The organism is Cellulophaga sp. (assembly GCF_039943695.1).
Classification (GTDB): domain Bacteria; phylum Bacteroidota; class Bacteroidia; order Flavobacteriales; family Flavobacteriaceae; genus Cellulophaga.
Genome location: NZ_JBDVAA010000105.1, coordinates 17,098 through 29,514 on the forward strand (window position 1 = coordinate 17,098; position 12,417 = coordinate 29,514).

Annotated in this window: 9 protein-coding genes; 2 read left to right on the top strand and 7 right to left on the bottom strand. The window is 31.3% G+C overall.

What is annotated here, in order from left to right:
• Nucleotides 1-116 precede the first annotated feature (116 nt).
• Nucleotides 117-2,843 (bottom strand): T9SS type B sorting domain-containing protein, encoded by a 2,727-nt coding sequence (locus ABJD66_RS06890; RefSeq protein ID WP_348129703.1) that lies wholly within the window; start codon nt 2,841-2,843, stop codon nt 117-119.
• Between the two features lie 135 nt (nt 2,844-2,978).
• Here ABJD66_RS06890 and ABJD66_RS06895 point away from each other — a divergent pair, with 135 nt between their 5' ends.
• Nucleotides 2,979-3,668 carry a hypothetical protein gene (locus ABJD66_RS06895; RefSeq protein WP_100895543.1) on the top strand — a complete coding sequence of 230 codons (690 nt, stop codon included), beginning with the start codon at nt 2,979-2,981 and terminating at the stop codon, nt 3,666-3,668.
• A gap of 21 nt (nt 3,669-3,689) precedes the next feature.
• Here the strand turns inward: ABJD66_RS06895 and ABJD66_RS06900 are convergent, their stop codons facing one another.
• The 3 genes from ABJD66_RS06900 to ABJD66_RS06910 all read right to left on the bottom strand — a co-directional run bounded on the left by ABJD66_RS06900 (nt 3,690) and on the right by ABJD66_RS06910 (nt 8,003).
• Nucleotides 3,690-4,523 (bottom strand): ABC transporter permease subunit, encoded by an 834-nt coding sequence (locus ABJD66_RS06900; RefSeq protein WP_348129706.1) that lies wholly within the window; start codon nt 4,521-4,523, stop codon nt 3,690-3,692.
• Between the two features lie 27 nt (nt 4,524-4,550).
• Complete coding sequence (locus ABJD66_RS06905) at nt 4,551-5,453, bottom strand: ABC transporter ATP-binding protein (RefSeq protein ID WP_348129709.1); 903 nt, start codon at nt 5,451-5,453, stop codon at nt 4,551-4,553.
• A gap of 99 nt (nt 5,454-5,552) precedes the next feature.
• The gene (locus tag ABJD66_RS06910; protein WP_348129712.1) at nt 5,553-8,003 is read right to left on the bottom strand and encodes a DUF11 domain-containing protein; all 2,451 of its coding nucleotides are present in this window, start codon (nt 8,001-8,003) and stop codon (nt 5,553-5,555) included.
• Between the two features lie 172 nt (nt 8,004-8,175).
• Between ABJD66_RS06910 and ABJD66_RS06915 the strand changes: the two genes are divergently transcribed.
• A complete protein-coding gene (locus tag ABJD66_RS06915) occupies nt 8,176-9,261 on the top strand; it encodes a hypothetical protein (RefSeq protein ID WP_100895547.1) in 1,086 nt (361 codons plus the stop codon).
• A gap of 53 nt (nt 9,262-9,314) precedes the next feature.
• Here ABJD66_RS06915 and ABJD66_RS06920 read toward each other — a convergent pair whose 3' ends face one another.
• The 3 genes from ABJD66_RS06920 to ABJD66_RS06930 are packed head-to-tail and all read right to left on the bottom strand — an operon-like array spanning nt 9,315 to nt 12,001.
• Nucleotides 9,315-10,373: a nucleoid-associated protein gene (locus ABJD66_RS06920; RefSeq protein WP_100895548.1), complete on the bottom strand. Its 1,059-nt coding sequence runs from the start codon at nt 10,371-10,373 to the stop codon at nt 9,315-9,317.
• A gap of 55 nt (nt 10,374-10,428) precedes the next feature.
• Nucleotides 10,429-10,941, bottom strand: a complete 513-nt coding sequence (locus ABJD66_RS06925) for a hypothetical protein (protein WP_100895549.1) — start codon at nt 10,939-10,941, stop codon at nt 10,429-10,431.
• Nucleotides 10,942-10,966: 25 nt separating this feature from the next.
• Nucleotides 10,967-12,001 carry a COX15/CtaA family protein gene (locus ABJD66_RS06930; protein WP_303543647.1) on the bottom strand — a complete coding sequence of 345 codons (1,035 nt, stop codon included), beginning with the start codon at nt 11,999-12,001 and terminating at the stop codon, nt 10,967-10,969.
• Nucleotides 12,002-12,417 lie beyond the last annotated feature (416 nt).

Sequence of the window (12,417 nt, forward strand, 5' to 3'; positions counted from 1 at the left end):
ACCGCAATAAAAGCATACAAATAAGTAATGTATTTTGGGCGCTCGGGCGGGCTTTACGCTATACTCCGTTTTGCCTATCGGCAAATACGTGGTGCCGCTTCAATCCCTAGCGCAGCTTATCGTTTTAAAGAAAAATGACCGTTAAAGTCTCTGCCATTTTCAAGCTTAGCTCTAAACCAATAGTCAGACTCAGGAACGGGAATCCCTTTGCTATCGCCATCCCAACCGCTAGAACTGGGGTCTATTTTAGCAACAAGCACACCGTATCTATCAAAAATATAAATATCACTTTTAGCTAAAAAAGTAGAACTAATACCACTAATTTGCCAAGTATCATTAATAGCATCACCGTTAGGAGTAAACGTTTTAGGGTAGCCAATTACAGAAACTTCAAAAGGAGCTGTAGTTCCGCATCCTTTTTTATCTCTAACAAAAACCTCTAAAATACCTGTAGGCACATTAGTAAAAGTGTTGCTATCTTGGTATGGACCAAGTGGATTTAGAATTGCATATTCGTAATCACCATCACCAGTAACAATAATACTAATACTATTGTTGTTACTTAAATCCTTAACCTCTACATTAGTAATTACAGCTATGTTAGACGGCGTAACTTTAAACTCTTTACTATTAACACAATTTAGTGTACCACCATTGTAACTGTAACCAACCTCTAATCTGTAGTTTCCAACAGCAGTAATAGTTGCGTTTGCTGTATTAGAAATTAAATTTTCAGTGCCATTAGCTTCAATTTTTAACCATTGGTACATATCAAATCTAACTTCTGCATTTAGTCCTAAAACAGGATTGTCTGTACATAAAAAATACTCGTCATTAATAACAACTTCTGGAGTAGGTTGTACAATTAAAGTAATTTCTTCTACGCCTTGGCATTGATTACTAGCTTCTAATCTGGCATATAAAGTTGCCGAAGTAGAAATATAATCCTCACCAGAAATAGGATTAAATTCTAAAGAAGCATCTTCAATAGAAACATAAAAACTAACTTCTAGTCCAGGGTAATCTTTAGTTTTTATGGCGTCTAGGTTAAAAGAGCCTGTTTTTTCTGTATCTAAAGCATCAACATCACACGCATAATATGGTAATCTAGTTGGTAAACTACTTGTGGTAGGTTGTACTTCTAAAATTAACTCTGCGAAAACAACACAGTTGTTTTCGTTAGTAACACTGGTATATATGGTTTGCTTAGTAGCCGTTGTGTTTCTGTAACCAATTGGGTTTGTAATTGGAATGTTAGCATCACGATCTGTTATTGATGCGTAAAAATTGACCGTATTTTCTGCAATACCATTGGAAATATCAAAACTAGCTTGCTCTAGATTAAAACTAGCAAAACCATCTGTAGAATTGCTATCTAAATCGCACTGTGTTAAAGTAGTGTTTAAGGCAATAGGTAATGTGTTAATATTTACTTGTGCTTCTCCAATTATAGGACATTCTGATGGATCTGCAGGAGTAACTTCTAATGCATACTTTCCGGCATCTGCTAAAGTTGCGTTAGTAATGTTTAATATATTACTATTATTTATTATTGGTACTCCGTTTAAAGACCATGCGTAAGTTGCTCCAGGAAAATTATCTACTTCTAGTGTAAAATTATCTGTTTCACAAATAGTTAAAGATGGACTAGTACTTCCGTCTGTATTTTTAACTAAATCTTCTTTAGCAAAAAAAGACTGTATAAAAGGAGGTAATCCCTGTGTAGCTAATTTTCCTTGTAAGTTTACAGCATTGTGCTGGTAACCAGCGGTAGTGCCTAATTGATTGGGGTTGTTAATAACACCTAAATACTGTGTTCCTTGGTCGTAAGAGTTTGCAATGGTTCTGTAAATTTTACCATTTTCGGCCAATTGCAAAGCGCCACGGTAAATGTTTCTATTGTCTAAAATAACTTCACTAGAAGAGATGTTTGCGGCTGTTAAATTGTATTGTAAAAGGTTAGATGTTTCTGTGACTAAACCTTGTTGGGCATTGTAAGTGTGTACGTAAAGCAACTTGTTGTTAGGCGAAAATTCTAGACCGTATGGATCCTTATTTGGAGCATTAATGTTTATACGTTGTTCATTACTTAGAACACCAGTATCTGCATTAAAATCGTATAAATATAAACCTTGACTAACGTTAGCTGATGCCATTTTGGTACCATCTGCAGATAGTTTTAAATAACCTCTTTTGTCTGTTATAAAACTATTTACTTTAGATTTTACAGAGGTCGTCACAACACCAGTGTCATTTACTTCAAAAGCGTGAAAAGTATCAAAAACCCCCTCGCTACCATCATTGGTTGCATAGGTAATTACCCAAACAGATTTATCAAAACAATCTTTAAGAACCGCTGTAATTTTCTCGGAGCAATAATCTAAAAGTCGAACGTTTTTAGACGTAACAGCTCCTTTTCCTCCATCTAAAGACATATCTACAGTAGAATAATTAAGGCCATAATCTGGATCTGCTTCAAAAACACTAGTATCTACAGTAAAAATGTAAAAAATATTAGTGTCTTTTTGATTGGGAACAATTAATGCCGACTGAGAACTAGATGGGTCTCCGTACAAGCCAGTACCATTTTGCATAAGAACATGGTCTTTGGTATATACTCGTATGCCATCTGTATAAAATAATAAATTACCAGTATCGTCAGATATTGTAGCACAACCTTCAGTAGTATTTAATTTACCATCTGTAACAGCGGTAACGCTACCATCATTATTAAAACGCAAACCAGCACCTTCTCCAAAATACCAGTTAGAAGCCTGAGTTTGGCCAAAAGAAAGTAAGGGCAACAGCAGAGCCATTGCAAGGAGTTTTGTGGTTGGTTTCATAAAAGCGTTCTCTAAAACGCTTAAATATACTTATAAATCTCTTTTTTTTAACATAAAATTATACATTAATTATACTATTGGGTTGATTTTTGTAAGAAATTTATATTGTAGTTTAAATTATTAAAAATAGTTATTATGAGAAAATCAATAATCAAATCAACCAAATTAAAAACACTATTTATAGTATTGTTTGTAGGTGTTTTACATTTAGAAGCTCAAGTTTCTGATGTTAATTTAACAAACTTGTATAGTAGAATGACAGTGACATCTTTTGATAGCTCTTCTTCAGGCGATATTAAAGGAGATAGTTATATAATAGATGACTTTAGACCAGCTAAATTAGCAAAGGATAAAAAAACATTTTTTGTAAGGTACAATGCTTATAAAGATGAAATGGAAATTCAACGAGGTAAAGATGCTTATTATTTATCTCGTTTTTACGATTTACCTATTATTTTCGTTAACACAAATGAAGTATACAAGATGTTTGATTATGATAAAGGAAAAAAAACAGGTTATTTTCTTTTACTAAAAGAAGGTGAAAAAATTTCTTTATTACTAAAACAAACAATTAAATATTATGAAGCTCATAAAGCAAAAACTGGTTATGGTAAATCAGAACCTAAAAGATTAGAGAGAGAGGATGATGTTTTATATTATTCTAACAAGGAAAATATTGCTGTTAAGATGCCAAAGAAGAAAAAAGATATTATTGGTTTATTTGACAGCAAAGAAAAAGATCTGGAAAGTTTTATAAAACAGAATAATTTGAATTTGAAGAAAAAAGAAGACTTAATTAAACTTTTTTCTTTTTATAACTCATAAATTGAAAAAAAAAAGCGAGACTTACAAGTCTCGCTTTTTTAGTAATACGTATGATAAATATATAAAAATAGCGGTCCAGCATAATACAATTACCAATTGTAAAGGTTGCACACTATAATCTCTAGATATATCTTCACCAACTTGCTGCGCTGCAGACTTAATAACATTTAACCTACTAAAAGGTTCTGTAATGGTGCTCCACATAGATCCAAAAGGGAAAAAGCTAGTTACATTATCTGCTAATTCTTTAGAGTATTTAGATGCTAAGTATGTGTAAGGGATAATTTCAGCTCCAATAAACCATATAAACAAAAAGCCTAATGCAAAAGCAGAACGTTTTACCAATACAGCAACAAAAAAGCAGAAAGAGAAAAAACCAATAAGTTTTACAAAGTATGCTGCCAAATATTCTAAATCAGAAAAAATAATTGAAGCCTCATTAAAATCTGAATAAATTAAACCCAGAAATAATGAAATAAGGAATATAAAAATAGTAGATGTTAAAGAGAATACACCTATTGTTAAAAATTTTGAGAGTATTAATTCCTTTTTAGATAAGCCGTCTATTAGGTTTTGTTTTATTGTTTTGTTGCTATATTCATTAGCAATCATAGAGACTATAACAATGGCTAAAAAGAGTTTTAAAAAGGCGGCCATAAACGTGTTAAAGTGCCATATGTATGGAAAATTGAAAATACCAACATCTGCAATATGAAATTTTAAAGGACCAAAATCTACCTTTATCATAGATATACCAGCTATAAGTATCATTAATATAAAGTAAGCAAGTATTAAAACTTTACTAGCTCTATTATTCCATAATTTTATAAATTCTATTTGTAGTAAACGTAACATATTTTTTAGTTTTTTTGATTGGAGTGATTAGTTAGATTGATTTTTAGTAAGCTCTAAGAATTGTTCTTCTAAGCTTTCTTTACGTTTAACTAAGTGTGATAAATTTATTCCGGCAGTAAAAAGCTCTTTATTTAATTGTGAAGCACTTAATTCTGTTTTTAAATTTGCAGTTATAAGTCCGTTTTCTTCAGTAATAGAGCTAAAATTTGAATTTGTTTTTAAAAATGATAACAGTGCTTCATTATCTTCAGCTTTTAGTTCAAAAAAGCCATAACTAGCAATCATTTCATCTACACGACCCGAATATAATTTTTCTCCTTTTCTTAAAATAACAACGTGGCTACATACTTTTTCTACTTCATCTAAAAGGTGTGAAGCAAGTAAAATTGTAGTTCCTTGCGCAGCAATAAGCTTTATGATTTCTCTAATTTGATGAATTCCTTGTGGGTCTAAACCATTTGTAGGTTCGTCTAAAATAAGTATTTCAGGATCGTTAAGAAGGGCAGAGGCAATAGCTAATCTCTGTTTCATACCCAATGAGTAGGTTTTAAACTTACTATTTTTACGGTCTAAAAGTCCAACCAACTCTAGTTTTTCTTCGATTTTAGCTTCATCTACCTCCTTAATTTTACAAACTAATTTTAGGTTTTGAACAGCCGTCATATATGGATAAAAATTTGGTCGCTCTATAATAGCGCCAACTCTTTTTAATGCTTGGTGTGTATTTATGCTCCCATCAAACCAACTAAAATCTCCAGAAGTTTTGTTAACTACATTTAGTACAATACCAAGTGTAGTAGATTTACCACTACCATTAGGACCTAAAATACCATAAACATTTCCTTTTTCTATAGTAAAAGATAAATCTTTTACTGCGGTTAAATAACCGAATTTTTTTGTGAGATTTTTTACTGTAAGTATTGTTTCCAAGAGTAGCTGGTTTTAATGATTGTTACGGTCATAAGACGAGCTACCTAAGAATTTGTTACAAAACCTTACAATTTGTTTTTATAATATATTATTTATGAATTAATTTAACTTAACTCTATGTGTAATTCTACGGTTTGTAATAACAGTTTTAGGCCTACCAAGTATTACAATAGTTGCGTCGTCTGGTTCTCCATCTCCATTATTATCTACGTTGGCACTTTCGTTAGGATCATCAGAAGTATCAGAAATAACAAAACCATTTGGCAGTTCTCCTTGCGCAGTTGCGGTATTAGTAACTAAAAGAGACATTAGCTCTGTATTATTTATAGCGTGTGTTAAAGTAAAGCTAGTAGATTCTGAGGGTGCTAACGTAGCTACAGCTGCCGGACTAATACTTCCAGGATCAGCAATAGGATCTGTAATAGTTACATTGGTTAGGGTGCTTGGTCCGTTATTAGTTACAGTTAGCAAATACGTAATTTGTTCGTTTAAAGAATCATAAGATCCGTCTGGAGCAGGTAAAGCAACTTTTGTTATTGTGATTTCATTATTATTAATGGTAACAGTTTCCGTCATATCATCAGTAGTTGTATTACTATCTGTCTGATCTTGAGAGTTTGTAACTGTGTTTGTGTAAGATGAAACAGTTGTGTTAAAAGGTAATTCACCTGCTTGTACTTCTAATGTTATAGAAACTAATTCACCTTTGGTTAGTGTACCTATTGTCCATTCTGGAGCAGACCAAGAACCAACAGTTGGATTAGCTGATAACAGTGTTAAACCAGCAGGAATAACATCTGTTATTTTTAAGTTGGTAACATCGTTAATACCAAGACTTTCAACAGTTATTTTATATTCAAAAATATCTCCTTCTAATATAGAGCTTACATTAGCTGTTTTTTTAACAACTATATCTGGTAAGCAATAATAAGCCGCTGTTGGTTGTGAGTCATATGTACAACCTCCTTTGGTTACTCTTACAAAATAGTCTCCAGCTTCATTAGGCGTATAGCTAGAAAATATTGCTCCAGGTACTGCAACACCATTCTGGTACCATTGGTATGCATCAAAATTAGCATCTACAACCTGTATTATAGAGCCCGGCAAACAGCCACCACCAGTCACTTGTAAGTCTACTTCTGGGACAGTATCAAATCCAGAAAAATAGCCTGCAATACCTCTTGCGCCATTAAACCCTAAAAAACCTACGGCAATAGGTCCTGTAGATTGTACAGAAACATTACCTTTTAAGTTAGGAACATAAAATGTTTTCCAATCAGGTGAACCAGCTACGGCAGATGATGCTGGTAATGTTACATTGCCATTACCATCTGTTACGCTAATGTTACCATCCGGAGTAGAGGTAGAGGCTATAATGGTTACACCACCATTCATTTTAACACCAGCGGCATCTTTAATATCTGGAATATTATTTAAGTTATCTGGTAATAAACAGTTTACTGGCGCAACAAAGTTTAAGCCTACTGTTACTATAGAGCTGTCTCCAGCTAAGGATTGATAAGCATATGCATCTTTAGATGTTGTTACAAACATATTTCCACCAGCAGCATTACTAGAATAATAGCTATCTGGAATTTCAAAATAATCTCCGTTGTTTATGGTAGCAATAGGTGTTGTAGAGCCATTTACAAATATATCAGTACTATTTTGTGTGCCAATAATTATTGGTTTTTCTGTTTCACTATTACCATTACCTCGTATAAAAACATATTCTTTTCCTATTTTATTTTGTGGTACAGGTTGGTCTATTGCAGCATCTCTACTAGAACTATTGTTTCTTACAGCAATATTAAGTCCACCATTACTAATAACAATATCTTTTGTAGATTGTATTGTAGCTCCTAACCATCCATCTACATTTGCAGTAGTTTGCTTAACGTATGCTTCAAAAACAAATGACTCGTTTTCATTTAATGTAATTTGGTAGGTGTCATCTGTAATACCACCTGCGTTACCACCAAGTCTAAACTCACTATTAGGGTCATACCCAGATAAGGTAACTACGGTATTATCTTCTGTAGCCATTATACCTAGTGCATTAGTTAAGCTATTATGCTTTCCTCTGTTAGGTATACCTCCCCACTTAAAAATTTGTCCCATTGCTTGCCTACCTTTACTAGTAAGTGATGTGGATTGAGAACTAGAACTACCTCTATAATTTATATAAAACTTTTCTCCACCAGGGGACTCAAAGCGTAAGCCACTTTGTGTTAATACAACCCCAGTGTTAGCATTTTTTACTAATGTAATATTATTATCTCCATTTGGTAAATTATAAGTTGCAGGAGCTGTATTAGAAACTGTTAAAGTTGCTATTGGAGCGGCAATAGTACCTTGGTAAACGTTTACAGTAAAAGCTGTAGTTTCTGGAGTAGATAAATATACAACCTGCTCTCTAACAGCTTGATTATTTCCTCCTTGTTTTAAAGGTGGCAGATAATGTAAATCACTTAATTGAGCGTAACCAAAATAGTTAAATATTAAAAATAGCAGTATGCTAAATTTTTTTATAGATTTAATGTTGTTCATTTTTATTTTTATAGAATATTGTAAAAGAACAAATACTACAATGATTATCTAAATTTATGTTGTATAGCTACAACTTATTGTTGTAATATGTTAAAATTGGTAGTTAATAAATATTTTTTTTTCCTTTTTTATCTCAACTATTTACTTATTTTTATTAAAAACGAAATATAAAATGTCAGAAGAGAAATTAATGTCTAAAAAGAAACCTGCATATCCGGTTAATAGCCAGTTAGATGCCTATTTAGAACATTATAATAGAAAAATGGAGATTCCTATTTTTTATGAAGATTTATTACGTTTTTCTGGTTCTGTAGTTGTCTATGATTCAGATGATAACGATACCTTATGGGTACGTGTTTACTACTCTGAGTTTGATAGAGCAGAGATAGATTTAAGCTTAAAAAAAGTATATTCGATATTACTTTCTGATGGAGGAGATAATATAATACAGTACTTAAATGTGGATGCTGTGGATTTTTGCACCTTTGGAAACTCTAAGCCTTTTAGAATAAAAGTGCGTAATATTTTGAATGATAACTTTACATATTTTTATATTAAAAAAACTGATGCATCTAGAATTTATGGATTAGAACTAGAGCATATGTTATCACCTTATAATCTTAACTTTTTAGTATATAAAGATACTTTAATAGAAGAGCATATATCTGGCATTCCAGGAGATGTTTTTATAAAAGATATGTTACCAAACTGTAGTGAGTCTGAAAAAGCGCAGCTAGCAAAAGAGTTTGTAAAGTTTAATGAGCGTTGTATGATTAGACTTTTAGGAGATATGAGGTCTTACAACTATGTAATTGTACCAGTACATGATTTTGACCAAGTTGTTTATCGTATTAGAGCAATAGATTTTGATCAGCAATGTTTTGAAGGGAAATTAAAAGTTTACAGACCACAGTTCTTTAAAGAAAACTTTCAAATGGTAGAGTTGGTGCGTAAAAAACTATTAATAAGTTCTGTAGATCAGTATAAATTAGAAGAACGTTCTATAGTAGCAAAACGAATAAAAAGTTCTGGTAATAGAATAAAAAAACTTAGAAATATTTGTAAAAAGGACACAATTTCTACCCCAGAAAACATAAAGCTTTTACGAAAAGAAATTTATGAATTGACATTAGATATGCAATTTAAAAAATGCAGAAAGATGGGAAGAGTTTTAGATTTGGCATTGGATTTTGTTAAGCGAAATTACGAAGATGTGAGTATGAAACAAATAATGGAGAATAGGATTAAAATAGATTAATCTTATGCTCCATTAGATATAAATAATAAGCTAAAACTACTTATTTGCTAGTTTTAGTTTTTTTCTTCTTTATTAAAATAAACTAAGTAATAGTACATTTGACGCTCTTCATCCCAACCTTTTTCTACAAATTTTTCTGCAGACTCTGGGTTTATAAAGTCCATTTTTATCTGAATATTTGTGTCTAAATTAATAACATTTTTAATTTTTTTACGAACATCAGAAACGGCTTTGTTAGCTATATTAAAGTTAGATACGTCCTCTACGCTAAATTTAGGTCCTTTTTCTTCCTTGTAATGTTTAAACTCTGGTATTAACTCAGGGTTTTCCATTACCTCATTCAGGAATTCAGTCTCTTCAAAGTTATCGTTTTTTGCAAAGTGGTTTACAGCTTTATTCATAAATAAAACTTCTTGCTGCTTGTCTTCAGCAGGTAAAACAACATCCTTTGCAAAGTTTTGACAAAATTTTAAATAATTTTTAGTGTAAAATGTTTCATCAGCAAGGGCATCAACCCCTAAAAAGTTTTCTAACCAATACTTTGTATCATAACGGTTACTATCTACAGATAAAACTTTGTAACCTTCTTCTTTATGAGAATTAAAAACAATACAACCTTTATCTAGCTTGTTAATGTTTATTCCTTGTAAAATATTAATATCTATATTTTCACCATCTTCTATTAGCTGTAGAAAATCGTGCTTAAGCTCGCTTTTAAATATACCAATAGCATCTATTTTTTTATTATCTAGTAATACATCTGTTAGGTGAGTTACATAAAGCTCTCCACTTTTAATATGCGGATGATTGGACTGCTCAAAAAGGTGTGTAGCTATTTTTTTAGAAACAGAATGACAGCTTTCTGGAGCTTCAAAAATTTCTACGGCTAATTTATATATTTCATTAAACTCTACATCTACCTCGTTTGTAAACTTAAAATAGTTTTCTTCTTTTTCTCTAAATGGTTTAAAAAAGTACTCTTTTAAAAGACCAGTAGTCTCATCATTTAAAGAAAATGGTTGGTTAGATAAAAACGCGCCTTCGCCTTTATTTTTATTACCAACACGGTGTATAGAAATACTTTCTATTTGAGTAGAATATAAATTTATCAATGGTATATAGTTTTATAATTAGTTATAGTAAAAGTATGCTTTTTGTTTTAGAAACCTAGTTCCAATTTTCGTCAAAATCTAAATCTTCGTAGCTTCCTAAGTCATCTTTATAATCTTCATCAAAATTTTCAGCTTCAGGATTTTCAGCTTCAAAATTCTTTTCAGGAGGACTGTCTGGTAATTCTCCAAAGCTAAATAAAACATTAGGGTATGTTGTGCCATCGTCACTCTCAACAATATCAGCAAGTTCAACAAAGAAAGTCCACATACTTAAAAAGTCATACACATAAATTAATTTAGGTGTTTTCTCTGTAAGTATATCTTCTAAAAAAGTTTCGTTCATTAGCTTAACTTCAGAACCGCTTTCACTCATATCAAACAGAGCTATTTCTTCATCTTGGTTCCAATCTTCATCACAAGTATAAAAAGATGCCATTTCGCTTCCTAAAAAACCAAAAGCCTGCGTAATAGCATTATGCAAATCTTCTAGTGTGTTGCTATCTTCAATTTCTAAATCTCGGAATACATCATCCTTAGCATCTAAGATAATTCTTATTTTATAAATCATTTTTTAAATTTTGCGGGTTGCAAAGTTACAAAGTTTTATCTCTTTTACTTGTATTTACTAGTTCTAATACCATATAAAATTGCACACCAAATAGGATAGAGGCTAAAACTAAGTGAAGTGTTTGACTACCAAATGGAAAATCAACATAATTCATAGCAACACCGGTAGCAATCTCTAATACTAATAGTAGTAAAACCCACTTTATTTTAGTAAGGTTTAATTTTAATTTACTAATTCTATAAAAAATAAAAATATTTAATAATGTTACTATTATAGAAAATGATCTGTGTACATAAAATGTAATAGTTACATTATCTAACCAAAGATTTTTAGCAGTTTCACCTACTATATCTACTTGGTCATCTACCATTTGCCTAACTTGTGTACCTAAAACTATTTGTATTAAAGTTAACACCAAAGCAACAATAATTAATTGTTTTGTTTTTTTGTCTTTAGCAATTAAGCTCGATGTTCTTTTTACAGTATATATTAAATACAATAGCATAGCAACAATAGCCAATGCCATTACCATATGTACTGTTATTTTTACAGGGTTTAAAACTGAATACACTACAGTAGCTCCAAGCCAAGCCTGAAAACCCATAGCAAAAACTATAGCCCAAGATAATAAGGTTACTATTTTCCTTGTTTTCCAATACTTAAATGATAAAAAGGCTAAAATAAGAGTGGCTAAACCAGCCAATGCACCAAAAAGTCTATTAATATATTCTATCCAAGTATGTGTTGCATTAAAAGTAGCATAGTTATGTTTTGTGTAAGCATCCCAATTATTTGAGCTAAACTGTGCTTTAGATGTAAAATCTTTACTAGCTATTTGCAATGTTTTATCTACAATGATAACTTCCCCTTTTTTAAAAAAAGAAAAAGGTTGCCATTGTAACTCTGCTATGTCTGTTGGAGGTATGTACTGCCCAAAACATTTTGGCCAGTCTGGACATCCCATTCCACTACCTGTCATCCTTACTACTGCACCAGCAATAATTACAAGGTAAACGAGTATTAAAGATATTTTTGCTGTTTTTAGAAATGTTTTCTGCATTTTTTGGAAGTCTATAATATACTGCAAAAATACGCCACTTTTGGCTTTTAATAAAGCTTAAAAAGCTAATAAATGTTTTACTTATCAATCTTTAATTTTTTCACTGTACCGTTCTGTATTTTTTTTAACCTTAATATTTTGGTTATTAGTTGTTTTTTTAATGGACTAATTTTACGGTTTTTTAAACTTTTTTTTAACATAGCAACTCTTGTTTAGTTAACGTATGTTCATATCTTTGAGCCATAATATAATTTTGTGATTATTATTAAATAATCACCCCCCATATTAACAACCTATTTACTATGAAAAAGATTACAAAAAAGGAATTATTTTTTGAAAAGACACTTAAGCTAATAAGTGAAAAAGGATTTAAGGCAACTACAATGCGTGATATTGCGCATGAGTTAAATTTTGAA

Coding starts and splice junctions, on each gene's coding strand:
- ABJD66_RS06895 (WP_100895543.1), top strand. CDS start 2,979: ATGAGAAAATCAATAATCAAATCAACCAAATTAAAAACACTATTTATA.
- ABJD66_RS06925 (WP_100895549.1), bottom strand. CDS start 10,941: ATGATTTATAAAATAAGAATTATCTTAGATGCTAAGGATGATGTATTC.
- ABJD66_RS06910 (WP_348129712.1), bottom strand. CDS start 8,003: ATGAACAACATTAAATCTATAAAAAAATTTAGCATACTGCTATTTTTA.
- ABJD66_RS06915 (WP_100895547.1), top strand. CDS start 8,176: ATGTCAGAAGAGAAATTAATGTCTAAAAAGAAACCTGCATATCCGGTT.
- ABJD66_RS06900 (WP_348129706.1), bottom strand. CDS start 4,523: ATGTTACGTTTACTACAAATAGAATTTATAAAATTATGGAATAATAGA.
- ABJD66_RS06930 (WP_303543647.1), bottom strand. CDS start 12,001: ATGCAGAAAACATTTCTAAAAACAGCAAAAATATCTTTAATACTCGTT.
- ABJD66_RS06890 (WP_348129703.1), bottom strand. CDS start 2,843: ATGAAACCAACCACAAAACTCCTTGCAATGGCTCTGCTGTTGCCCTTA.